16 protein-coding genes are annotated in these 25,086 nt (G+C 62.6%); 4 read left to right on the top strand and 12 right to left on the bottom strand.

Annotated features, from left to right (window positions below; genetic code table 11):
* The coding region (locus V7D81_RS17610; protein WP_324318674.1) for an HRDC domain-containing protein at window positions 1-427 on the top strand (427 nt) is incomplete at its 5' end.
* A 29-nt stretch (window positions 428-456) separates the two neighbouring features.
* Here V7D81_RS17610 and V7D81_RS17605 read toward each other — a convergent pair.
* The 3 genes from V7D81_RS17605 to V7D81_RS17595 all read right to left on the bottom strand — a co-directional run bounded on the left by V7D81_RS17605 (window position 457) and on the right by V7D81_RS17595 (window position 8,750).
* Complete coding sequence (locus V7D81_RS17605) at window positions 457-1,158, bottom strand: glutaredoxin domain-containing protein (protein WP_324318672.1); 702 nt, start codon at window positions 1,156-1,158, stop codon at window positions 457-459.
* Between the two features lie 27 nt (window positions 1,159-1,185).
* Window positions 1,186-1,800, bottom strand: a complete 615-nt coding sequence (locus tag V7D81_RS17600; RefSeq protein WP_324318670.1) for a hypothetical protein — start codon at window positions 1,798-1,800, stop codon at window positions 1,186-1,188.
* Window positions 1,801-2,816: 1,016 nt separating this feature from the next.
* Window positions 2,817-8,750: a DUF6765 family protein gene (locus V7D81_RS17595; protein WP_324318668.1), complete on the bottom strand. Its 5,934-nt coding sequence runs from the start codon at window positions 8,748-8,750 to the stop codon at window positions 2,817-2,819.
* A 121-nt stretch (window positions 8,751-8,871) separates the two neighbouring features.
* On the opposite strand from V7D81_RS17595, the gene V7D81_RS17590 reads away from it, so the two are divergent.
* On the top strand, window positions 8,872-10,215 hold the full coding sequence (locus tag V7D81_RS17590; RefSeq protein ID WP_324318667.1) for a DUF418 domain-containing protein: 1,344 nt from the start codon (window positions 8,872-8,874) through the stop codon (window positions 10,213-10,215).
* Window positions 10,216-10,232: 17 nt separating this feature from the next.
* Here the strand turns inward: V7D81_RS17590 and V7D81_RS17585 are convergent, their stop codons facing one another.
* Together V7D81_RS17585 and V7D81_RS17580 are read right to left on the bottom strand one after the other, a co-directional pair.
* Window positions 10,233-10,754, bottom strand: a complete 522-nt coding sequence (locus V7D81_RS17585; protein ID WP_324318665.1) for a hypothetical protein — start codon at window positions 10,752-10,754, stop codon at window positions 10,233-10,235.
* A 17-nt stretch (window positions 10,755-10,771) separates the two neighbouring features.
* Window positions 10,772-15,922, bottom strand: coding sequence for a thrombospondin type 3 repeat-containing protein (locus V7D81_RS17580; protein WP_324318663.1), 5,151 nt, complete (start codon window positions 15,920-15,922; stop codon window positions 10,772-10,774).
* Here V7D81_RS17580 and V7D81_RS17575 point away from each other — a divergent pair.
* Together V7D81_RS17575 and V7D81_RS17570 are read left to right on the top strand one after the other, a co-directional pair.
* Window positions 15,915-16,091 (top strand): hypothetical protein, encoded by a 177-nt coding sequence (locus tag V7D81_RS17575; protein WP_324318661.1) that lies wholly within the window; start codon window positions 15,915-15,917, stop codon window positions 16,089-16,091. The genes V7D81_RS17580 and V7D81_RS17575 overlap by 8 nt on opposite strands.
* Window positions 16,092-16,127: 36 nt before the next feature.
* Window positions 16,128-16,253 (top strand): hypothetical protein, encoded by a 126-nt coding sequence (locus tag V7D81_RS17570; RefSeq protein WP_324318659.1) that lies wholly within the window; start codon window positions 16,128-16,130, stop codon window positions 16,251-16,253.
* 348 nt (window positions 16,254-16,601) lie between these two features.
* Here the strand turns inward: V7D81_RS17570 and V7D81_RS17565 are convergent, their stop codons facing one another.
* The 7 genes from V7D81_RS17565 to V7D81_RS17535 form a co-directional block, all read right to left on the bottom strand.
* Window positions 16,602-18,857: an FdhF/YdeP family oxidoreductase gene (locus V7D81_RS17565; protein WP_324318657.1), complete on the bottom strand. Its 2,256-nt coding sequence runs from the start codon at window positions 18,855-18,857 to the stop codon at window positions 16,602-16,604.
* Window positions 18,854-19,639: a formate dehydrogenase accessory sulfurtransferase FdhD gene (gene fdhD, locus V7D81_RS17560; RefSeq protein ID WP_324318655.1), complete on the bottom strand. Its 786-nt coding sequence runs from the start codon at window positions 19,637-19,639 to the stop codon at window positions 18,854-18,856. Before fdhD ends, V7D81_RS17565 begins: the two co-directional genes overlap by 4 nt.
* 96 nt (window positions 19,640-19,735) lie before the next feature.
* Complete coding sequence (gene bla / locus V7D81_RS17555; protein ID WP_324318654.1) at window positions 19,736-20,671, bottom strand: class A beta-lactamase; 936 nt, start codon at window positions 20,669-20,671, stop codon at window positions 19,736-19,738.
* An 85-nt stretch (window positions 20,672-20,756) separates the two neighbouring features.
* Window positions 20,757-21,686, bottom strand: coding sequence for an alpha/beta hydrolase (locus tag V7D81_RS17550; RefSeq protein ID WP_324318652.1), 930 nt, complete (start codon window positions 21,684-21,686; stop codon window positions 20,757-20,759).
* A gap of 61 nt (window positions 21,687-21,747) precedes the next feature.
* The gene (locus V7D81_RS17545) at window positions 21,748-22,893 is read right to left on the bottom strand and encodes an enoyl-CoA hydratase/isomerase family protein (protein WP_324318650.1); all 1,146 of its coding nucleotides are present in this window, start codon (window positions 22,891-22,893) and stop codon (window positions 21,748-21,750) included.
* A 57-nt stretch (window positions 22,894-22,950) separates the two neighbouring features.
* The gene (locus tag V7D81_RS17540) at window positions 22,951-23,265 is read right to left on the bottom strand and encodes a hypothetical protein (protein WP_324318648.1); all 315 of its coding nucleotides are present in this window, start codon (window positions 23,263-23,265) and stop codon (window positions 22,951-22,953) included.
* A 104-nt stretch (window positions 23,266-23,369) separates the two neighbouring features.
* Complete coding sequence (locus tag V7D81_RS17535) at window positions 23,370-24,986, bottom strand: tetratricopeptide repeat protein (RefSeq protein ID WP_324318646.1); 1,617 nt, start codon at window positions 24,984-24,986, stop codon at window positions 23,370-23,372.
* Window positions 24,987-25,086 lie beyond the last annotated feature (100 nt).

Below are 25,086 nucleotides of genomic sequence, written 5' to 3'. Positions count from 1 at the left end.
GACGCTCGTACATCAAGGCATCGTCGAGGAGACGCAGGATGGATATCCGGTGGCGGTGCTCAACAAGCAGAGTTGGGAGGTGTTGCGCGGAGGAAGGAAGGTCCTGCTAGCCGAGCCTACCCGAGCAAAGCGACAAAAGAAGGGCAAGAAGGAGATACCAGCTCACTCCCTCACGCCGGACGATGCGCTTTTCGAAACGCTGCGTCGCCTGCGCAAGCAACTTGCTGACGAGAGCGGCGTCCCGCCCTATGTGATCTTCCATGACGCAACGCTTCGCGAGATCGCGGCGCGCAAACCTCGTTCACCGACCGAACTGTCGGTTATCAGCGGTGTTGGCCAGCGAAAACTTGATCGCTACGGCGCACAGTTCCTGGCAATTGTGCGGGAGAGTACCAGCAGCGAAGCCGATACGGCTGAAGCTGAATAGTGATCTCACCAGCGGCAATACGGCCCGCCCTATTTCACGAGACGGCGATCGACATAGCCAACGCCTGCAGCAGCCTGGACCTGAATGAAATCGCCCTCTTGCTGCTGCAGCACCACTACTTCTTCACCCTTCGCAAGCAGAGTCATCACACTCGCTTTTTCTGGTGACGAGTAAATCGGCACGTTCGCGATTTTCGCCACCACCACATCTCCCACCGATGTCGCCGGCTTCCCGCCACTCGCCTTGGCGACCGCAGAGGATCCCTTGCCGGACTTGAAGCGCGCGTACATCTGATCGAAGCTCGATGCGCTCCAGCCAGACAGCCGCTGATCGCCTATCAGGAGAATGGGCACTCCCGATCCGTTGAGCGCTCGATAATCCGCATATCCGCGCGGACTTTGCTCGATGTCGTATTCGACGAACGCCACTTGGCGCGACTGCATGAACTTCCGCGCCTGCGTGCAATACCCGCACCACGCCGCGCTGTACAGAATGACGCGCTCCGGGTCGATCGCGACGGAATCGGTCCGTGGCGCAATCACCGGCACCACGACGGAGCGAGCTTCCTTGTAGAGCGCAGTCGTCTGACGTGCGGTGCGATTAACTTCCCGGGCTCCGCGCAACACTTCGGTCAAACCATCCGCCATTGCGACGCCTGCGACAGCAAGGCAGCCTGCAAGAAGCAACGGAATTCCTGTGAAACGTATACGCGCTGACATTCTGACCTCCATGTCGTTCAATCCATGCCTCATTCGCGATTACTGAATACGCAACTTCCCCAGGGCCGCCAGGATATCCTTGGTATCGATGCTTTCCGCATCGTGAGTTACCAATGTGAAATAGACCAGATGACCCGACGAAAGGAGAACTCCCTCGACGGTCTGACCTGGGCTTTCCGACTGCTGACTACTCGTTACAAAGTAGTAGCCCACACTAGCGTCGAACGCGGTGACTCCAGTTTCCTTTCCTCCGGCAGCTGCCAGTGAGGCCGACCGCAATCTGATGACAAGGTCTCTCACCAATTGAGAATCGATCGTCTTCTTGGCCTGACTGATATCAAGCAGTCTGATTCGCAGTCGTTGCGACGTAACATCATTCACTTGTTGCCGCGCTTCAAAATAGATTGTCCCATCCTGCACGAACGGGTAGCGATACTCCCAGTGGTGGGGCCACGGGATTAGAAGCGTGGACTGCGGGGCAGCGCTGCCGACTCCGCAAATGGCAACGCAAATAACGAGAAGAGAAACCCGTAGAGGAGTACGCGAGTCCATTCGCTGCTTCCGATTTAATTGCTGAATTTTGCGTTTATCCAGTGAGAGCAGGCAATGCACATTGCAATCACTATTGCCTGAACGGCAGATTGTCGCAGTCAACACTTACTCGACGATACCGATTGCGACCTTCGCGGGAACTCGCATTCATGAAAGCGGCGCGGTCCAGAGCGATCTGACATGTTCACGAACAGCTCTCTTTTCCGGTACATGAAATGCCGATCGCATACTTCATCCTTACGTTGGATTGCACTTGGCAGGCTATTTCTGGCCGTACCGAGGGGGATCACCGAGGCGCATGCGCCTGTCGGCGACGACTTCCGCCTCAACGGCGAGCACTTCGGAGCTCACGGATTTTTTGAAGGGGAGATTCTCGCAATCGAAAGGCCAGCTACGTCCAAATCTCATCGCGGCATTCGCCGCGTACCGACATGAAGCGCGGATACGCTCTCGCTCATCGAACGTGGTTGTGATGTCTAGGGCATGCTCCATAGCGGCACGTGCCATGGGAAGACCCTGGTAGCCACATCGCGACATCGCTCGCACTACCACACGCGCAGCGCCCGAGAGCTCACTTGAAAATGAATGCTCGCTCGTCGGAAGTCTTGCCTGAGCGTCGTCAGGCCTGTACTGCCTAACGCTTTGTCGCTCTCCGGGGCCGCGTGTCATCGATATTCGAACTTTAGGTGAAAGCGCCCATAGACTTGAAGCAATGCTCGAACTTTCCGTACTGGCTATCCATCCGGGCTTGAAGACGATGATGTGCGCAGACTTTTGAGCCAACGGTCGATTGAACGTAAAGGCATCGAACCGAAAGCGACCGAGACTGTCGGTTCGGGTTACGCGCGTCCCCATGCACTTATCCATTCGATACCGCGGGTCGGGCCCGTATGGAATGTTAATGAGCGGTTCCTCGCCGTTGAACACTGCAAAGACCCACGCACCCTCTATCAGAGCGCCATTTGTCGCATCGGCAACACTACCGTTGATCCCCCATCGATCAAAGACAACCCAGTCCACCAAAAGAAGGACTAGAACCGTTAACACAACGGTCCGTTTCGGGTGCATCTCAATCCGAACGACGGCCTTCCAGCGACTCATTTGACTGCCTTGTCCGTTCAGCGCCTCGGTTGATCCTCGCAGTTGCCAGGAATATTTCTGATCGGCTGACACTCCTCGTCTCTTGGGAGGAGCAACCCGGTGAACGATCCGGTTGGGATCCAGCCAATATTGTCCCAGCGATTGCGAGCCGCGCGATAGTCGCCAGGCCAAGGCTCGATTTCAATCACCTCACCTTGTTGGTTCCGAAGGCCCATGACAGCTAGCCATTCATTCAAAATCTCAAGGCGGTCCTCTTCATCCGCTGTCGATGCGTTGAACTTCTGCAGTCCCAAATTGACTTCGGACAGTCCCTGCGACTCCCGCCAGTCGTCGAACGTCTGTTCGAGGCCGATCCGCGCGTTGGCTTGTGGACTGCTCTCGTCCCAGGCCTCTCTGCCGGCAAGCTCCCGCCAAGTGATTTGCGGCACTGAAGCCCCTAGATTCTGGCGGTTGCGAGCGATTTCATCCTGGAACGTCGTAGTCAACATATTGAAGACCTCGCTCTCCATGCGCAGCGTCCGCAGTTCGTTGTAACGCCAGTGGCTGGCGTCGGGTGGCGTATAGGTTACCCGAGCCGCGCGTTGTGTCCATGCCATGCATTGGTCACGCGTCAGCCCATTGATCACCTGCGCTCCGCCGAGGAAGTGATGTACCTCACATCGCGAGGGCTCCTCGGGTGGCGGGGTGAATTCACTTCCTAGCGCCTCCCGTGCCTGGCCGCGTCGCTCGCACTCCTGCTCCGTCAGTCCACGTACGATGATAGGTCCACGACGTAAATGGAGAATCCGGCACTGAGAATCACCAGGCCGATCATCCTGGTTAAAGGTGCGATCAGGGGCTTCGTATCCCGACGGACCGTGCACACCAAAATGCCCCGTATCGGCGATTGGTGTATTCAGTCCGCTGCTCTCGATTGCATACGGCATATTCAGGGAATCGCGATGGGCGAACGTATCCTCGAAGGCGTGCAGGTACTCCCCGTAGAGCTGATATCGAGCGTTGTTGATGTCAGTGAAGGATGGCATTGGGCATAGCCCTGGTGTACCCGTGGGATGTGTTGCCACCCAAAGCTCACGCAATCTGGCTGGGTCAGTGCTGGCCAGAAGATTGCTAAGTTGAGTTGACGATGGATTCTGAAACCGCATGAGTATGTCGGACGTGCGATCCCCGTACTGTCCAGCACTGTAGTTCAATACGAAGTGATATAGCGGCAGGGCTGGGTCGTTCGACCCAGTGGGCACCGGACCGATTTGCGTGGTGGGCATCGTCAAAGGATTTCTGTCGATATACTGCGTCGCGATCGCAATCGTTCTAGCCACATCTTGTGGTAATCCCGCGACCAGCGCCAGAAAGTACGTCATGTAGTAGTGAACTACCTCGTCGTACAGCCCGAGGGAATCCGAATGCGAGATCGGATTCCCGTGCACGTACGCATACTTGTTTGCCCCGTCAAACAGCCCCAACGGATCCGGCGTCAAGTACCGCCCGGTCTCCGGATCATAGTCCCGCATGACGTTGTAGTACGTACCACTCTCCGCATCCGCGTACTGACCAGGGAAACGCAGGTTGAGCGTGAGTGCGTTGTTGTCTCCGTCCGGATCTTCATCGATGTGCGCGACGCCGAATGGTTCGTACTCTGCGCTCCAGACGACGCGGCGGGTGGCGTCGGTGATGGAGACGGGCGTTCCGAGGTGGTCGGTGTGGATCCAGAAGATTCTTCCGGACTCCATCAGGGCGACGGGATGGGCGCCGAGGTAAAGGTATTCGCGCGTTACCTTGCCGCGTTCGTCGGCTTCGGCGATCAGCTGGTGCCGTTCGTATAGATAGAAGGTGGTTTCGGGTCTCGCTCCCTTGTAGAGAGTCTTGCTGATCCGTTCTCCGGCGGTGTTGTAGCGATAGGTTGCGACGAGTTTTCCGTCGACGTGCAGGCTGATGGGGCGGCCTTCGCTGTTGTATTCGTAGCGTCGGTTGGCGATCTGTAGCGGGTTGCCGGCGCGATCGTAGGCGATGTGCTCTTCGAGCAAGCGATTGGAATTGGCCGCATAGCGAAAGTCGCGAGCAGCATCAGTTGCAGACGGAGCACTGGATGATCGGCGGTTGCCGTTCTTGTCATATGCATAGGTGAACTCGCCTGCGGGGATTCTTGCGGCCGTGAGTCGACCCGTGGCGTCGTAATCGTACGATCTGGGAGTTCGGCCATCGCTGATTCCTGTCAGGCGGCCGGAGTCGTCGTACGCATACTTGAATGCCGCCAGGCCCAGCAGGGTACGGCGCTCAAGATATCCAGCCTTCGGTTCGTACAGATTCCGCAACTCAAGGCCATTGCCGTAAGTCAGCCGCCCCATGGCATCGAGGGGACGGGCTTTCTTCTCGGTCGTTCTGGCATCCAGGTCGCCGAGGATCAGTTCGCTTCGCAGCATCGATTCGCGCGTGATCGCGCGGAGCGCTCCGTTCTGCGTGTAGTGGTAGCGCAGCCGCTGGCCGGACGGCAGTGTCCGGGTATCGAGGCGATTCTGCGCATCGAACGTCTGCGATGTGGTGAACGAACGATTGGCGATTCTGCGTTCGTGCGTGACGAGCCGGCCGTTCTCGTCATACCCGAAGCGTTCTTTCTGCTGTGGAGCAACGATCTCGACCAGCCGGGAGGATCGATAGCTCAACTCCGTCACGTCTTCACGACGATGGATTCTGAGCAGGCGATTGGCTGCGTCGTACTGGAAGCGCATGATCTCGCCGTTCGCATCTTCCTTCTGTGCCAGATTTCCCGCGCGATCATATGCATAGCGGAGCGTGCCGCGGTCGGCGCTGTCTTCCTGGACCTGTCGGCCGAAATCATCGTATCGATAGTTCGTCGCCGCGCCGTTCGGAGCAACGACACCTGCAAGCCGGTTTTCGTCGTCGCGTCTGAAACGAGTGACTCCACCATCGGCTGCCTGCATCGATTCGAGCATGCCACCGAAGCCATAGGCGAACTCGGTGGCATTGCCGAGCGGATCGGTGATTCTCGCCGGTTGCGAGTCGTCGTCCGTATAAGCGAACTGGCGTAACGGCGGACCGTCGCCGTCGCGGACTTCCATCAGTCGACGCTGCTCGTCATAGACATATTGAAACCATCGCACCGGAATATTCCCGGGCATCAGCAGTGCTGCGGCGACGACCTGGCCGTCCGCGGCGTACTTCAGCACGCCGCCGATTCCCGACTCATCCAGTGCGAAGCGATTGGGCCGGCCGGCCTGGTCATATCCGATTCGCCGGATGCGCCCATCGGCATCGACTGTTTCAGTCAGTCGACCGAGACCATCGTAGACATAGCCAGTGCTGCGCTCACCGCTCGAGAACAGCTGGGTCATGCGAGTCAGCCGCCCTTCTTCGTCGTATTCCACGCGCTTCGGCGGGGAACCCGGCTGGTGCATGAGCCGCGGACGTCCTGCCGGATCGAAATCGGAGAACTCGACCCGTTCATCGCCCGGCATGAGGATGGCCGTGGTCCGTCCGAAGTCGTCGTACTGGAAGCGTGTGACATCGTTCAGATCGGTACGCGGTCCGTCGATCGCGAGCAACGTCGAGTGGGCGTCGTAGTCGAACCGGATCGTTCGTTCGATGCGTTCGTAGCCGCTTTCCCCGGAAGGCGTGTAGCCCCGCTCCAGGAACGACAGCGGCAAACCGCTGCGGGTGTACTTCACCTCGATCGAGCGCACCGCCCCCGGCTTGATGCTCGGCAGTTCCACATGCGACGGCTGATCGGCATCGCCGTCGTAGCTGTACTGGACGACCCGTTCGTAACCCGCCCCCTGATCGCGTTCGATCAAGATCAGACGCCGCTCGTCGTCATACGCGTATCGCTGCGATGGCGATCCCCGGGCCTCGATCGTTTCCACCTGGAAGGCATCGTTGAACGCATAGCGAACGTCGCCCACACCGCAAGTGCCGCAGCCCGGCCCACGGACTTCGGTCACCAGTGCGACACCGTCACGAATGTCGGTGACGTAACGACTCACGCGCCCGAAGGCGTCCGTGACATCGGTGTAGCCCTTGCCGTATTCCAGGCTCACCTTGCCTGCCGCGTCGGGATGAGATGACAGGATGCCGCGTCCCGCCGCGTCGTATTCCCAGTGAGCAACGGGGATGAGACGAATCTTGCCGCCGTAGGCAGGCAGACGGACGCTGCCGGCACGCAGATCCGTCAAGTGATGCGGATGGCGCGAGTCGTTGTACTCGTAATGCCGGGCGCGGCCGCTTGCCGATACGACCTGCGATAGATTGCCGGCGGCATCGTAGCCATAGCGCCACGAAGCGCCACCCGGCGCGCGGATGCGCGCGATGCGGCCGTTCGCGTAGTACTCGAAGGACAGCTCGCGTCGCTGCGGATCCACCACCCGCTGCAATCGCTGCTGATCGTCGTAGTGCAGCGTCACGATGCGGGACTGCTCGCGCAGAACCGTCAACCGGCCGGAGCGGTCGAACTGCAGTTCCCGTCCCGACCGCCAACGCCACACGTACCCTTCGTCGGACTTCTCGACGACACCATCGCTGGCTCTCTGCGCGACGAAGCGGCTCGAATCCTTCGATCCCGCAAAGCGAAGACGGCGGCCATCTGCCTGCCATAGCAGTAGCGACTCGCCATCAGCGCCCGATTCGATCGACGCCTCATATCCATGACGCCACCCCGCCCCCATCACGCCGGCGCGCGCCGACGCTTCGCTGTTGTAATGACGGACGAGCGACAGGCCGAGCGTTCCCGGCAACGCAGGCAGATCGATCTCGCGTTGATACTTGTTGCCCGTCACGACATGGATGGGATTGCCCACGCTGAGCGAAGGCAGTTCGACGCTCGGCAGCGAGGCTCCGTCGCCGCCGTTCCCCGATATCGGGAATGGACCCGGCCCCGGCGTTACCGGCGAAGAATCGCCCGGCGGCCCGGGATTCGACGGGAACGGACTGCTGCCGCCGTCCCCACCGGAACACGTCGTGGACGAACCGCCGTTGGCGCCGCCTCCGCCCGCACCGCCGCCCGAGCCGGAACCGGAACCACCGCCTTCACCGCTGCCCGGCGATGATCCGCCGCCGCTGCCGTCGCCCGATCCCTCGCCGAAGCCGAAGAATCCGTCCGCGAGACTGCTGCCTTCCTGCTCGCCCGATTCGCTGTCGCCCGCTCCCTCTTCGCCTTCTCCGTCATCGTCCTGCGCATCATCCGGCGGGCGCGCATCGGCCGGAATGCGATCCACGTCCGGCAGATCGCCGCGAGCCACAACGGCATCGCTCATCCGCGCCGGACTCTGCATCCGCACGGTCGACGTCGTCACGATGGGTAGCCGGCCGCGACGCAGCAGCTGCTGCTCGAACGCATCCATATTCCCGACACGGCGCGCCGACAGCAGGATGCGCGAAATGAACCAGTTGACCAGCGGCACCTTCAGTTCGTAGCCATAGGTGATCTCGACGCGCAGCAGATTGGCGTCCTGGACGTTCACGCCGCTGAGTGCGCCGACGCTGGTGCTGCGGGCGTGCAGGCGATCGTTGGGTATCTCGCGCACGCCCTCGACTTCCTCGCCGAAGTCTTCGAAGGCTTCGCGGGTGGGATTGAGAATCCGGATGCGCGCGTCCTGCACCAGCGATGCATTCACACGCGCGATCGTCGCCGCCACGCCTGCGACCGATGAATCGGGCGAATACAGCGGCGCCAGTCCGCGGGCGAGACCGCCACGGATCGCAGCAGGCTGGGCGTGGCCGACCGCGCCGGCGCGCGCTGCCTGCAGGGCTGCGAAGTTCAGTGTCGCCTTCGCTTCATAGATGAGCCCGAACTGGATCGCGCCGAGGATCACGGCCAGCAGGATCGGCAATGCGATCACCGCTTCGACCATTGCCGCACCCGCAGATCGCTGCCGGATGCGACCGCGCCAGCGCGAATGCGTCTTCGAGGGGTCCCGCGTCGAACAGGCCACGCGTTCCATGCGAATTCCATTGCGGTAGGAGAGTCCTCAGTGTGCTGGCGCCTCGCGGACGTGCGGCCACGAATTTCTCGCCATTCCCCGAGAAATGGCACACTGGCGGCAGGTCACGACAGGAGCTCCCGTGAACGCCGCACCCACCCTCCGTGCCGAACGTATCGGGATGCTCGACACCACGCGCGGCATTGCAGTCCTCGGCATCCTGTTGATGAACATCGTCGGCTTCGGCCTGCCGGAAGCCTACGAAGATCCGACCAACTGGGGCGGGCACGAGGGCGCCGATCTCTGGGCATGGCGCATCAACGCGCTGTTCTTCGAAGGCACGATGCGCGGTCTCTTCACGCTGCTCTTCGGCGCCGGCGCCCTGCTCTTCCTGCAGCGACAGGCACATCACGACGCGCACGCAACACGCGACCTCGGCGGTACGGCGCTCTATTTTCGCCGTACGGTATTGCTGATCCTGTTCGGACTGATCAACGCCTACCTGTTCCTGTGGGAAGGCGACATCCTGTTCTACTACGGCGTGACCGGGCTGTTTCTCTATTTCTTCCGCAAGCTGCGCACGCCGGCTCTGATCGCGATCGGCCTCGCCGTCCTGAGCGTGCCGACGATCGTGAATCTCACGGACCGCATCGAGTACGACGAAGTACGCACGCGCGCGGAAGCCGCGATGAATCTGCAGGAGTCGGGCGCGACACTCACCGACGAACAGCTGCACGCCATCGACGAACTCAACGAGGAGCATGCAGATCACAAACCGGCACGCGAAGAAATCGAACGCGCCATCGAGCGCATCAAGGCAAGCTATCTCAGCGCGTTCCGCTATCTGAAGAGCCGCACGTTCTATTTCGAGACCACCTTCTTCATCCGCTACGGCTTTGCCGAATGTCTCGGCATGATGCTCATCGGCATGGCGCTGCTGAAACTCGGCGTTCTGTCCGGCAGTGCGCGACGCTCGACCTATCTGACGATGATGCTCGCTGGCTACGCCGTCGGTCTCGGCGTCAATGCCTGGGAAGTGCAGATGCTCGAAAGCTCGGGATTTTCGGTGGACGCCATCGTGGACACCTACGTGACCTACGACGTGGGCCGCGTACCGCTGACGCTCGCCCATCTGGGACTGATCGGCTGGCTGTGGCAGACGCCGGTGCTCATGGCCGCAAAGCGTGTCCTCGCACGCGTCGGTCAGATGGCACTCACGAACTACCTCACTCAGAGCATCCTCTGCGGTCTCCTGTTCACGGGCGCGGGACTCGGGCTCTTCGGCCAGTTCGAGCGCCACCAGCTCTACTATTTCGTGATCGCCATCTGGGCGCTGCAGCTGCTGTGGAGTCCGTGGTGGCTCAACCGGTTTCAGTTCGGTCCCGCCGAATGGCTGTGGCGCTCGCTCACGTATGGGCGTCGTCAGCCGATGCGGATTGCATCGCCGACTTCTGCGGCATCGGCGGGTCGGTCACCGTCGACATAGTTGCCGCGCTGCGCGCGTCACCGACCTGGCGCTCCGTTCCTGGCGCCGCTGTCGTACGTCGTCGATTCGATGAGTTGGTCGACGCTGCCGTCCGGTTTGTAGGAAACCGCCGTTGTGTTGACCTGCACGTGATCGGGGAAGTACTGATACGAGGTCACCCCGATCATTTTGTCGCCTGCGTACATGTATTCGCGCAACGGCTTCCTGAAGCCCAAGCTTCCCGCGTCCTGATCGATTTCCTGGATCACCTTGCCATTCGCGTCCTTGATGAACTCGATGAGTCCGTTGTCCGTGGACACTTGCAGCGCTACCAGGCGAGGATCATCCGGCGCCGGCCGCACGGGCGCGCTCGACAACTGCGCCACCGCGGATGCAGCAGGTGTCGAATCGGTTCGAACTCCCTCCTTCGGCAAGCTCGCCTGCTGAGCCGCCGCGTCGGTTCGCGGCGGCGCATCGTCCGTCGATCTGCGGTTCAGATAGATCGCACCCGCAATAGCGACAGCAACGACGATCCCGGTAACGACAGTCGTCCTGGACATGACTCCGTCTGCTCCGCTCATGGCGCGAAGGCCACGTCGTCGATCCAGACCGTGGTTCCGGGACCATAGTAGTCTTCCCTGACATACCGCCACTCGATGTCGTGCGGGCCCACGGTGATCGGTACGGTGGTCTGCGTCCACTGTGTCGCCGCCCAAATCGACGCCACCTCAACTCCGTCGACGAGGACGGCGAGGCGGTCGCAGCACCCCGACGAGCTGTCGAATCTGGAATGGAAGCTGAGTCGGCCAGCCGCAAAGACCGCGCGGAATCGAGTGCTGCTGGACTGCTGGACGCCGACCGCTCCGGATCTGATGCTCGCGCTGCCCGTGCGCGCCACCGTCGAATCGAGCATCCAGGGCGCACTGCTTCCTGCCGGCGTCGACCATGCTCTCCAGTCCGGCGTGCCCTCGAAGCCCTGACTGAAGCTGGTGATCGGCGACGGCAGCCCAGTCGGGTCGTTCGGATCGCCTCCGTACAGCGCTTCATCAAAGTCCGTGTAACCGTCGCCATCGGAATCGGGATCCCACGGATCGGAGTTGTAGGTGAGCAATTCTTCCCTGTCGTTCAGACGATCGCCATCGCTGTCGGCCTGGGCGGGATTCGTCGCATACGTGACGATCTCCTCGAAGTCCGTCAGCCCGTCGCCATCCGAATCGACGACCGTCGGGTCGGAGCGATTCTGATACTCGTCAGCATTGCTGACGCCGTCACCGTCCAGATCTCCGAGCGCATCCGCTGCATTCGCGTCGCTCAATCCGTACAGCTGTTCCCACCACCGCGGGAGGGTATCGAGATCCTGATCGCCGAACGGAAGCGCGAGGAATGCGGTGGTGTTGTTCACCACGTGAACCAGGAAGGCACCGGTCTGGCCGAACGCGATGCGCAGTGGTTGACCGAGGTACTGGTAGCTCGCAAGGACGGCGCGCGTATGCTCGTCGCGAATGTCGAGACGATCGGTCGTGTCGAGAGTGACCAGGACGCCATCGCGCCAATGAGCATCTGCGATCGCCGCGCCCAACGCGCCGGCGTATGTGAGCCCCGGGGAGTCATAGACATCGCCAGTACCGAGCAGAATGTACTGACCATCCGGCGCTACGCGAATCGGCGGCTCGATCGAGAACGAGCCGTGATACGGACTTTCGCCTTGTCCGGCGATCGAACCCGTCGTCTGATCGATCACTTCATAGTGCAGGTCGTTCGGGCTCATCCCATCCCGGAAGAAGTACACGCGCGACGTCACGGGGTCCCACGCGTAGTCTCTCGATACCTGATTCCACTCCCGCTGATCCGTGAGCACGCCGTTGCGATCGAAAATGTAGTGCGTCGCCCATGCACCGCTCGGATCCTGAGCCAGCACATAGTTGCCGACCGCCGCCAGCCCGCCGACTCCCATCGAGGTGTTGGCGAATGGCGTCTCCGGAGCGTTGCTCGCGGAAACGTCCACATACCGGATCGCGCCCGTGCTGTAGCCCAGGTACAGGCGCTGATGGGCACTCGAATAGCTCATGGTCGTCGGCGCCAGCGTGCTGAATCCCTGATCGATGCCGACGACATACGGGTTGAGATACTCACCCGATGCGATTGACCATCGATAGACGCGCTGATTGGCTCCACTCAACAGGTAGATGACGTCATCGTCGCTGGCGATTTTGTCCGGTATGTAGCTCGGCACGGTGGCGCCGTAGTTGCACTGCACTCCGTTGCCATGCGCCGGGAGCCAGCACGCGGAGTCCTGTGCATACGCGTCGAGACTGAGCCCGGTCGTGCTGTCGCTCTGCGACATGCCTGCATTCCATGCGTCGGGATAGTGGTCGCGATCGGTGTCGACCGATGCGGCGGGATCCAGCGGAAACGCGTCCTGCGTATTCGTTACGCCATCGCCGTCGCTGTCGTTGCTGGGTGTGTAGGCATGGAACTGCACGACGCCGTTGTCGATGGTCACCACGACCATGCCGGCATCCGTGCCTACGACGCGCAATCCCCGTCCGGTGTAGGAAATCTGCTCGAGCGTCGCCCGGTTCGCACCCAGCCGCCTCAGAATGGCCTGGTTGCCGATGTTGGTCAGCGCCGCGATGGAGCCATCGGCAAACCATCGTGCATCGACGACCTGCATGCCCAGCGACCCCGCCCATGACAGTCCGGACTGGTTGTAGATGTCACCGCTGCCCAGCAGGACGTACTGGCCTCCCGCCGAAACACGGATCGGCGGCTGAATGGCATACGCACCGTGATACGGAGTCTCGCCGGCCGCAGTAATGGTTCCGGTCGTCTGCTCGATGACTTCGAAGTGCAGATCGTTCGGGCTCATGGAGTCCCGGAAGAAATACACACGCGAACTGACGGGATCCCACGCGTACTCCCCGGAGGAGTAGTTCCATTCGGCCTGGTCTGTCAACGCGCCCTGGCGATTGAAGATGTAATGCGTCGCCCATGCGCCGCTGCCATCCTGTGCGAGCAGATGATTGCCCACTGCTGCCAGGCCGCCGACGCCCATCGCTGTATTCGTGAACGGCGTCTCGGCTGCGCTGGCCGCAGCCAGATCGATGTAGCGGATCGCGCCGGTGGTGTAGCCGAGATACAGACGCTGGTGATCGGACGAATAGGCCATCGCCGTCGGCGCGAGCGTACTGAAACCCTGATTGATGCCGACGACGTACGGATTGAGGTGCCTGCCTGCGCTCACGGACCAACGGTAGACACGCCGGTTGGCGCTGCTCAGCAGATAGATCGTGTCGTCGCCACGAACGACCTGGTCAGGCACATAATTCGGAATCGTGGCGCCGTAGTCGCAATTGACGCCATCGCCATGCCCCGGGAGATAGCACGCAGAATCCTGAGGATAGGCATCCAGGCTCAGCCCGGTCGTGCTGTCGCCCTGACTCCTGCCGGGGTTCCACGCATCCGGATACCCATCGCGGTCCGTATCCATCGATGCCGCTGCATCCAGCGGGAATGCGTCCTGCGTGTTGGCGACGCCGTCCCCATCGCTGTCGTCGTTCGGCACGTAGGTGCGGAACCGGACTGTGCCGTTCTCGACGACGAGGACCGCCATCCTCGCATCGCTGCCCACGACTTGCAGTGCCTGACCCGCATAAGTCATCTGCTCCAGCACCGTCAGGTTCGTCCCGAGCCGGCGCAGGACAGTCTGGTTACCGGCAGTCGACAACGTGACGATGGAACCATTGGCCATCCAGCGCGCATCGACGATTTGCCCGCCGAGCGAGCCCGACCACGTCAGGTCCGTGCGGTTGTAGATGTCGCCGCTGCCCAGAAGCACGTACTGACCGCCGGCCGACACGCGAATCGGCGTCTGTATGGAATAGGCACCGTGATACGGCGACTCGCCCTTTTCCGCAATCGTTCCCGTTGCCTGATCGATCACTTCGTACATCAGGTCGTTCGGGCTGGTGTCGTCGCGAAGGAAGTACACGCGGGAAGACGCCGCATCCCATGCATACTCCCTCGAGTAGTAATTCCAGTCTTCCTGGTCCGTCAGTGCACCGTTGCGATCGAACACATAGTGAGTCGCCCAGGCACCGCTGTCGTCCTGCGCGAGAACGTAGTTGCCGACTGCGGCCAGTCCTCCAAGCCCCATCGCCGTAGTGGCAAACGACGTTTCCACCGGCGAGCTGGCAGCGAGGTCGATGTAGTGGATTGCACCCGAGCCGTACCCGAGGTACAGGCGCTGATGATCGGGCGAATGCGCCATCGTCGTCGGCGCGAGGGTGCTGAACCCCTGGTCGATCCCGACGACGTACGGATTGAGGTAGGCACCCGAAGCAATCGACCACCGATAGACGCGCCGGTTTGCACTGCTGAGCAGGTATACCGTGTCCCCTGCAGCGACGATCCGGTCAGGAACGTAGTTCGGGAGCGTCGCGCTGTAATCGCAGTTCACGCCGTCCCCGTGTCCGGGGAGATAGCACGCTGCATCCTGCGGATAGGCATCGAGAGCCAGGCCCGTCGTGCTGTCGCTGCCTGTCATGCCCGCATTCCAGGCATCCGGATATCCGTCGCGATCGGTGTCGACTGATGCGGCCGCGTCGAGCGGGAACGCATCCTGCGTGTTCGCGACACCGTCGCCATCGCTGTCGTCGCTGGGAACGTAGGTGTGGAACTCGACTGATTGGGTCGTCCTGATCAGCACGGCCATTCTGGCATCGGTACCCATGACGCGCAGCGGTTGACCGTTGAATGTCCGCTGCTCCAGGACGGTCCGATTGGCGCCGAGGCGACGCAGCACCGTCTGATTGCTGCTTGCGGAAATCAGCGCAACGATCGAACTGTCGGCGAACCACCGCGCATCCGTCACCTGCGAACCGAGCGATCCTGCCCAGGCAAGGTCCGTGCGGTTGTAGATGTCGCCGCTACCGAGCAGGACATGGCTGCCGTTGGCGGATACGCGGATCGGCGGTTGAATCGAATAGGCGCCGTGATACGGCGTCTCGCCCTGGCTCGTGATTTTCCCCGTCGACTGATCGATCGTTTCGTACAGCAGATCGTTGGGACTGAAACTGTCGCGGAAGAAATAGACGCGGGAGGAAGATCCATCCCACGCGTACTGTCTTGAGTAGTAGTTCCAGTCCTTTTGGTCCGTCGCAACTCCGTTGCGATCGAGTATGTAATGCGTCCCCCACGCACCGGCGTCGTCCTGCGCGAGCACGAAACGACCGACGGACGCGAGTCCCATGACATTCCCAGAAACCTGCGCGAAGGGTGCATCCACCGGATCGGCCGCGGTCACATCCAGAAATCGAATCGCTCCATTGCCGTAGCCGAGATACAGACGCCCGTGATCGCCGGAATACGCCATGGTGGTCGGCGACGAGGCACTTGCGGCCAGCACATAGGCATCGAGATACCGCGCTTCGCCGATCGACCATCTGAAGATGTAGCTGTGCGCGTTGTCCAGCAGGTACACGATGTCCTGATCGTCGTACACCACGGCGTCCGGAATGTAATTCGGCAGCTCCGACGTCACCTCGAAGTTCTCGGAGACCGTGCCGACGGTGACGCGCGTCCGGCTGATCCTCGAATAATTCGTGGAGGCCCGGGTTCTGACGGCCAGTGTCTGGGCGGAACTGATGGAGCCCGCAACACTCGTGAATGCGCCCCCATCGATCGAGTACTCGCCTCCTTCGATGCTGACGGGCGCGGCGGTGTTCATACCCGAAATCGTCACGGTGCTGGACACGATCCATGTGTCTCGGACCGCATTGACGGACCTGGCAAACCCGAAGGCATTCGGCGTCGTATCTGCCGCCACCGTGGTCACGGTGAAGGTGCCCGATACACCGCCAACGGTCAGCACCGCGCTCACCGCAGTCGAGAACTGACTCGACGACGTCACACGGACTCGGATCTTCTGGCCGTTGGCAACCGTTCCGGCCGCCGAGGTAAAGGCAGCACCCTCGATCGAGTATTCGCCGCCAGTGATACTGACGGCAGCGCTGGCCGTGATGCCCGCGATGACGACGTCGTTCGAGATTGCGGACTGAGACAGTTCGATGTCTGTCTGTTGCGAGAGAGCGAAGGTGTCGGGCGTCGTGTCCGGCGGTGACGATGTCGCCGAACTGCCGCCGCCCCCTCCGCCCCCGCATCCCGCGAGCACTAGCAATCCTGCCCAAACGACGTTGGAAATTCGCGTGTGCACTCCGGCTGCTCCTGCTTGTTCTAGTTCGAATCCTGGGGAAATTCCTCCCGCTTGCGCACGATTCTAGCAACAGGTCGCTCGCGTTTGCGATCCAGGGCCAGTCGTGAAAGCGTTCATGCGAACGCAGCAGTACGCGGCAATCCCAACCCTCACCCCCCGCAGGGCCGAGGTCGCGACATAATCCGCGACCTGCCTATGCCGACGGCGCCTTCTCCACTTCCACCGGCGTCGACTTGTATGCCGGCGTGCGGCTCTGCGGATCGAAATCTTCGAGCGCGACCAGCACGCTCGCCTCGGGAAAGTATGCTGCACACGATCCCCTGGCGATCGGATAAGCGACGGCATGGAATCCTGTCGCGATTCTGTTCGCCGCGCGCAGCGTGACTGCGTCGTCGTTCCGGATGCCCCGTGCCTGCATGTCCTCTTCATTCATGAACACGACGTCGCGGCGACCCTTGATACCGCGGTAACGATCGTTCAGCCCATAGATCGTCGTGTTGTACTGATCGTGCGAACGGATCGTCGTCAGCAGGAGCGGGAATACTCCCGCGGTGCGCCGCTGCGCCGTCCGCAGCTTGAACTGCGCCCGTCCCGTCGGCGTCTTCCACCTCCGTAGCGCCGCCGGATTGGGCAGATGAAATCCGCCCGGGATGCGAATGCGCTCGTTGTAGTTCTCGAACCCCGGAACGATCTTCTCGACCAGGTCGCGAATGCGATCGTAGTTCTGCACCAGACCGTTCCAATCCACCTTGCTGTCCGGCAGCGTAGCCGCGGCCAGCATCCCGACGATCGCAGGCTCGGAGCGCACTTCCTGCGAGGGCGGTGCCTTGAACCCCTGCGAGGCATGCACCATCGACATGGAATCTTCGACCGTCACGCTCTGCACGCCGCCCTCCTGCACGTCGAGATCCGAGCGTGCCAGCGCCGGCAGGATGAGTGCATCGGCACGATGGAGCAGGTGACTGCGATTGAGCTTCGTGTGAATGCCGACGTAGAGCGCGAGCTTGCCCATGCCTTCCGCAGTCGCCACCGGATCAGGCGCCGCGACCGCCATGTTGCCGCCGAGCGCAATCAGCACCCGCACCTTTCCTTCGCGCATGGCTTCGATGCACTCGACGACGGAATAGCCTTCGGTTCGCGGCGGCGAGAATCCGAACGTCGCCTCGATGCGATCGAGCAGGTCTGCCGGCGGACGCTCGTTGACGCCCATCGTGCGATCACCCTGCACATTGCTGTGACCGCGCACCGGACAGATGCCCGCACCGGGCCGGCCGATGTTCCCGCGCAGGAGCAGCAGATTCGCGAGCTGATGGACGTTCTCGGTCCCGTGCGCGTGCTGCGTGATTCCCATGCCGTAGGCGAGGATGGCCGAGCGAGCACGGGCGTACTCCCTGGCCGCCGCCTCCAGCTCGACCCGGGTTACACCCGTTTGTTCGACGATCTCATCCCACGACAGCGCATCGAGCTGCCGCGTCAGTTCCTCGAATCCCGTCGTATGCGCATCGATGAACTCCCGATCGAGGATCGGCTCATCCGTCGGGGATCGGTCGCGCTCCCATTCCAGCAACAGCTTCATCAGGCCCTGCAACGCCAGCGCATCGCTGCCGACACGCAACTGCAGATACTGAGTCGCCAGCTCGGTTCCTTCTCCCGTCAACATCTCGACCGCGCTATGCGGGGCGATGAATCTTTCGAGCCCGCGTTCCCGCAGCGGATTGAAGACGAGCAGCGGCACGCCTCGCTTTCGCGCCGCCCGCAACGTCGTCAGCATGCGCGGATGATTCGTGCCGGGGTTGTGACCGAAGCTCAGGATGAGATCGGTGCAGTCGAAGTCGGCGAGTTGAACGGTGCCTTTGCCGACGCCGATCGACTGCGGCAACCCGACGCTCGACGCCTCGTGGCACAGGTTGGAACAGTCGGGCATGTTGTTCGTGCCGTACTCACGCGCGAACAACTGGTACAGGAACGCGGCTTCGTTGCTGGTTCTCCCCGAGGTGTAGAACGCCGCGGCATCGGGTGTGCTCAGCGCACGCAGATGCAGCGCGACGAGTTGCGCCGCATCAGCCCACGAGATGGGCACATAGCGATCACTGGCAATGTCGTATCTGAGCGGATGCGTCAGGCGCCCCTGCGATTCCAGCCAATGATCGGACTGCGCACGCAATGCCGTGACGGTATGCGCCGCGAAGAACTCCGGCCCGACCGTTCGTGAAGTCGTCTCCCACGCGACCGCCTTCGCGCCGTTCTCGCAGAACTCGAACGACGACGTGTGCTTCGGATCCGGCCAGGCGCATCCGGGACAATCGAACCCCGACGGCTGATTGGCTTTCAGCAATGCACGAGTGCTGATGGCCGGCGCGCCCTGCTCGCGAACGACGGCTGCCGTCGCTGCCAGCGCCTCCCAGCCTCCTGCAGCGCGATCGTACGGCTCGATGCTCCTGTCGCTCATACCGCCTCCCGCACCGGAACCACGTGCTGCTCGAGGCGCTGCGGATGCGTATAGACATTGAAGCTCGCGGCGCGCAGGAAACCGACGAGCGTGATACCGACCTGCTCGGCGAGTTGCACGGCAAGGCTTGAGGGCGCACCGATGGCAACGATGATCGGCACCTGCACCGCTGCCGTCTTCTGGACCAGTTCGAACCCGGCGCGTCCGCTCAATGCGAAGAGCGTGTTGTCCGGTCGCCAGTTTCTCGAAGCGAGCGTCCCGATCACCTTGTCGACCGCATTGTGGCGACCGACGTCCTCATGCACGGCCAGCAACTCGCCGCCGAGATCGAACGCCGCGACGGCATGCAGTCCACCGGTCACGTCGAAAACCTGCTGCGCTGCGCGCAGGCGCTGCGGGATGCCATAGAGGAATGACGCCGGGATCGGCCGCGCCGAGCATTCGATCGATTCCATCGAGCCGAGAGTCGACACGGCGTCCAGCGATGTTTTCCCGCACAGACCGCAACTCGCAGAACTCACGAAGTTGCGCGCCACGCTCTTCAGTTGCGGCGCCGCACCTGCGCGCAGTTCCACCTTGATCACATTGGATCGCTGACCGCAGCGTCGTATCACCTTCACCTGCGATGCGTCATGAAGAATCCGTTCCGCGATCAGAAATCCCAGCGCGAGCTCCTGGTCGGCCCCCGGAGTACGCATCGTCACCGTGACGACCTCCTCGCGGCCCTGCGAGACGATCCGGATCTCCAGCGGTTCCTCGATCACCAGGGTTTCGGTACGCAACAGTGCGCGGTCCCGATTCACGTGACACGCCGCGTGCGGGTGTGTCGAAGCAGCTGATGGGCTCATGATGCGGTGCTCAGCGACAGGGCATGGGGATCATACTGAACCCAAACGCCTGCCATATCTACGCACTCCCGCCGCGCGCGATTCGGGCAGGGCTGCAGTCACCGCCTCGGCCACCAGCCCCGCCACCCGCGCATGCACGGGCTCCAGCTCCGCGACCGGCCGCGGGGACTCACTCATATATATGGCAAGGATCAGCGGTCCGCGCCCGGGCGGCCAGACGATGGCGACATCGTTGACTGCGCCATTGGCTCCCGTCCCGGTCTTGTCGCCCGCGGTCCAGCCTGAAGGCAGTCCGGCACGAATGCGTCGCGCGCCCGTGGGCGAAGCTTTCGTCCACTCGACCAGCATCTGACGCGAACCGGCACTCAGAATGTCGCCCGCCAGGACGCGAGCCGCCGTATGAGCCATTGCGTGCGGCGTCGTGGTGTCGCGTTCATCGCCGCGCAGGTTGGAATTCAGTGCGAGTTCGTTGCGGTCCAGACGCGTGATCGTGTCGCCCATGCTGCGCAGATCGGCCGTCAATCCGGCGGGGCCGCCGATCTGTTCCAGCAGCAGGTTCGCTGCCGGGTTGTCGCTCAGCTTGACCGCTGCCGCACACAGCTCGCCAATCGACAACCAACCGGTGGAGAGTTTCGCCGCAGTGACGGGCGCATGACTGACCATGTCGCCGGCATCGAACGTCACCTTGCGGTAAAGATGAAGCTGCGACCGATCCACGCGACGCAGCACCGCGGCGGCCAGCAGCAGCTTGAACGTCGAGCACATCGCGAATCGTTCGTGCTCGCGCAACCCGATCGAGCGACCCGAGACAGGATCGAGCGCGCAGACGCCGAGACGCCCGCCTGCTTCGGCTTCGAGTTCCGCAAGCCGTTCCCGCAGCGCTTCATTCGTCGAGCCGGCCGCCGACGCGAAACGCGTGGCCAGCAATCCCAGCAACAACGAACGCCGATCGATCCGTTCCGACATGGTCCGAACTCCCGCGCCTGTATCCGTGCAGCGTCGCCGAAGAATCGGGCAAAGTCAGGGCGGAAATCCGGCCGAAAGCCGAAGGTCAGGAAAATATTCTTCGCAGGAACTGGATACGCCGCTGCATCGCTTCCTTCGCCACGCTGCTGCCTGCCGCCAGCAGATCGAAACCATGCACGCCGCGCTGGATCTCGTTGAGTTCGACCGCGACACCCTGGTCGGTCAACGCCTGTGCGTAGGCATTGCCCTGGTCGTGCAGCAGATCGAATTCCGCGATCTCGACATAGGCCGGCGCCAGTCGCGAAAGATCGCCATGGATGGGCGATGCATACCGCGGCACGCCCTGCGACACCGGATGACCCAGATACGTCGCGGCGATCGACAGTGCCGACGCATTCCTGAACGGCGGAACGTTGGCGTAGGCCGATATCGACGGCCGCTTGCACTCCAGATCGACGGCGGGATAGATCAGCAACTGCCCGCGCAGTGCGATGCCATCCTCCTGCAACGCGCGTTGCGCCACGCCGGCGGCGAGTCCACCGCCCGCGCTGTCGCCGCCGACGGCGATGCGCTCGCGATCGACGCCGAGCGACTCCGCATTCGCGAGCGTCCACTGCAGCGCTGCATGGCAATCGTTGAATCCGGCGGGAAACGGATGCTTCGGCGCGAGCCGGTATTCGACGAACACCACGGCGCACTCCGCCTCGCGCGCATAGCGCAGCACATTCTCGAAATGCTGCGGCGCCGGTTTCATCACGAATGCGCCGCCGTGGTAGTAGATCAGCGCCGGCACGGACGATTTCGCCGTTCCTGGCCGGATGATCCACGCCGGCACCGGATAGCCGTCGCTGCCGGGAATCGCGACGCGCGTAAAACCGGAGGCGAACTTGCGCCGGTGCAGCGAATTCACCGCTGAAAGAAACCGCTGCAGGGCCGCCAGCGCCCAGCGGTTCGTCGGCAGCCTGTGCGCGCCGATCGACTGGAGCTCCGGATGAATGTTCAACGGTGCAGTCATGATTCGTTATCGGTATGAGACGGCCCGCGGCATTCTCCTGACCGGATCTGTTTCCCGCAAGTCACGCGAGGTCATGCAACGGATGATGTCCCGACGGCCAGTCGGGCTCGATGAAATGTCCCGCCACCCAGGAAGTCGAGACGTCCTCCAGGCGCGCCGGCGTCCAGCGCGGCTTGCCATCCTTCTCGATGAGCAGCGCGCGTACACCTTCGGGAAAGTCCGGGTGCGCGCAGCATTGCATCGCGACGGTCAGCTCCATGCGGAACACGTCGGCAAGGCTCAGCGATGACGCACGCTGGCGTAGCTCCCAGATCAACGCCGCGGTGGTCGGCGATCCTGCGGCGAGCGATTTCGCGGCGCGCTGCAGCCATTCGTCGGCGCTGTCGCATTGCCGTATGCGGCCGACGATCTCCGCAAGATCCGCCCCTGCACACATCGCATCGATGACCGCCGCATGACGCTGCAGATTCGATACCGGCAGCGGCACCTTTGCGGACGCCGCCAGTGTCGAGAGGATTTCCGAGACCATCGCGCGATCCCGCTCTGCCTCGGACTGCCAGCGAGCGGACTGCAGCCGCTGGCACATTGCATCGAACTGCGAGACCGCCAGGAAATGATCGGCGAGTGCCGCGGCCTTCGCGTCGGCAGCATTGAGCGATGCGGCGGTCAGCGCGACGAACAGTCCCGTCCGTGCGGGCATGCGTCGCAGGAACCCGCTGCCGCCGACGTCGGGAAACAGGCCGATCGTGATCTCCGGCATGGCGATGCGCGACGTCTCGGTCACGATGCGATGACTCGCGCCGGCCATCAATCCCATGCCGCCGCCCATCACGATGCCGCTCGCCCACACGATGACCGGCTTGCCGAACGTGTGTATCCGGTAGTCGAGGCGATATTCCTCGCTGAAGAAGGCCAGCGCCGCAGCATTGGTCGCACTCGCGCCCTGCTCCTGAATGGCGCGATACAGGCTGCGCACATCGCCGCCGGCGCAGAACGCCTTCTCTCCCGCACCATGCAGCACGACGCAGGCGATGGCGGGATTCTCCTGCCAGGCGCGCAGTTGCCGATCGAGCAGACGGATCATGTCGAGCGACAATGCGTTGACCGACTTCGGCGCATTCAGCTGCGCGACACCCACGGCATGACCATCGATGGTCGCCAGTTCCTGGAACAGCACTGGCGCCTGCGTCATCGGCACGTCACTCATTCTGTCGCTCCGCATTCTTCCGGCCACGCAGAGTAACAGGCCAATGCCGGCCCCGCCTTACGCGAACAGCTCCAGTTTCCCGCCCAGGTAGGCCCGCACTTCATCCGCCGTGGCGAAGCCGAAATAATCCGAATGCTTGTTCCAGAACGTCAGGACGAAGTCGTCGTCGCGCGAAATGAGTTCGCGGATCTGTCCGGCGATGAGGCCGCGTTGCGTCGGCGAATAATGATGGATGATCGCGCGCCAGCGGTCTTCGTCCGAGTGAAAGCGCAGCCCGGAATCGCCATCGAAGTGCGCAAGAATCGCCTTCTTCAGCGAGGCCAGCTCGCCGAGATGCCGGACGTTCGGCGGATCGATGAAGCTGATGCTCATGACACCTCCAACCCGCGGTGGCTGGATTTCACCCGCAGCAGATTCTGCGCCTGCCGCTCGACGGTCGTCGAGCCCGCAGCACCCCACCATGACCGCTGCGCAGCTCAGCGGTTCCGCAGGAAGGCCGCCGCATGCCTGATCTCGCTGCGCGCCGCCTGCGGATCGACCTGCTGCAGCAGTTGCCGGTAGTACAGCTTTGCCCGCGCGCGATCCCCGGAACGTTCGGCTGCCCGCGCAGCTCCATAGACATTGCGGAAGCGGTTGGGATCGGCCTGCTGCGATCGCTCGAACTCCGCCAGCGCCAGTTCGGGCCGGTCGAGATCGAGCAGCAGTTCGCCGAGCATTTCGCGGGCGGGAATGAGGCGCCCCGGCATCATGATGTGTTCTTCGGTCCGGTCCTCGCGATCGGCAGCGACACGCAGGAGTCGCACGGCTTCATCCGCATGGCCTTCCGCTCTGGCGATCCAGGCAGTGATGACATCCATCTGGACGTTCGCCTGTTCGATCCAGTAGTCCTTCCGCTGCGCGACCATGGCTGCGCGCAGGCTCGTAAGCCGTGCACGTTCCGCGTCGGCCGCCCTTGCATCGCCGCGTCTCGCGGCGCCCAGTCCGCGCGCGTAGGCGTTCACGGCTTCGGCTTCCGGAAACGCGCTCCAGTTGAAATCGGCGGGCGTCGGATGCAGCGACAGCCGTGCCGCCGCCGCCCAGTCGCCACGTTCGAGCGCAAAGCGCGCCGGGATGGCAGCGGCGGCGTACGCGATCTGGCGTGCTTCCTCGTCCGGCGTCGGCGCCTTGCCGACGAATTCGACCCATTCGCGAACCTGCGAGTCGCGGGCCAGCTGCAGGGCCGCATACACCATGTAGTCGAGCGCGTGATAGGCATCGCGATCCTGCGACGCCGCCGCGCGCGACCGGGCATTCGTATCGATCGAGTCCTGCCATTGTCCGACCCGGGAGAAGATGTGCGATGGCATGTGCAGCGCATGCGGCGAATCCGGCGCGATCGAGGCATAGCGCCGCGCCGCGTCGAGACCCTGCACCGCGATGGTCGGAAAATCGTAGGCATGGATCAGGAAATGCGCCGCTCCCGGATGATGCGGCTGGGCAGCGAACACCGGCTCCAGGAGCTTCGCGCTCTTCAATTGATTGGCGTACGTCTGATCGTTCCGGTCGGCAGTGACCTGCAACCAGAAGGCATAGAGAACTGTCGCTTCGGAATCGTCCGGATAGCGCGCATGCAGTCGCTCCAGCGCCTTCTCGTAGGCGATTGCCCGCGCCGGGAACGCGACGGTGTCGCGATCCCTGAACACCACCTCGATGGCCGCGATGTAATCGCGCTCGCGCGGCGTCCTTGCTTCGAGCTGTCTTGCTTTCTCCACCGCCGCCCAGCCCTGCCGCTCGAGCGCAGCCGTCGGCGGCGCGCCGAGCGCGTTTTCCAGGCTCGCCTGCGCCTTGAGCCAGTAGGCCATGGCGCACTGCGGATCGGCGTCGAGCACGGCTGCGACCGCCGCGTCGATCTTCTCCCAGTAGAAGGAATAGTAGAGCGATGCTGCTGCGTCGAATCGCTGCTGCGCTTCCGGAGTGCATGACACCGGAAAGCTGACCTTGCCGAACTCGTGCGCATGACGGTGTTCGTCGCCGTGCTCCTGCCCGGTTGCACCGTCAATCGCGAGGATCAATGCACAGACGCAGGCGACGATGGCAGGCACGGAACGATCCATTCGCACGCGCTCCGGTGGGGAACATTCGTGGCAGAACGTAGCCCGAAGCGGGCGTCGGGGCAAATCGCCGCCTGCTCCTTGCAGGTCAGGCTTCAGCCTG

The organism is Povalibacter sp. (assembly GCF_036735925.1).
In the GTDB taxonomy this organism is placed as follows: domain Bacteria; phylum Pseudomonadota; class Gammaproteobacteria; order Steroidobacterales; family Steroidobacteraceae; genus Steroidobacter.
Note: the sequence above shows the minus strand (reverse complement) of the source record. Positions and strands in the feature narration are given on the sequence as shown.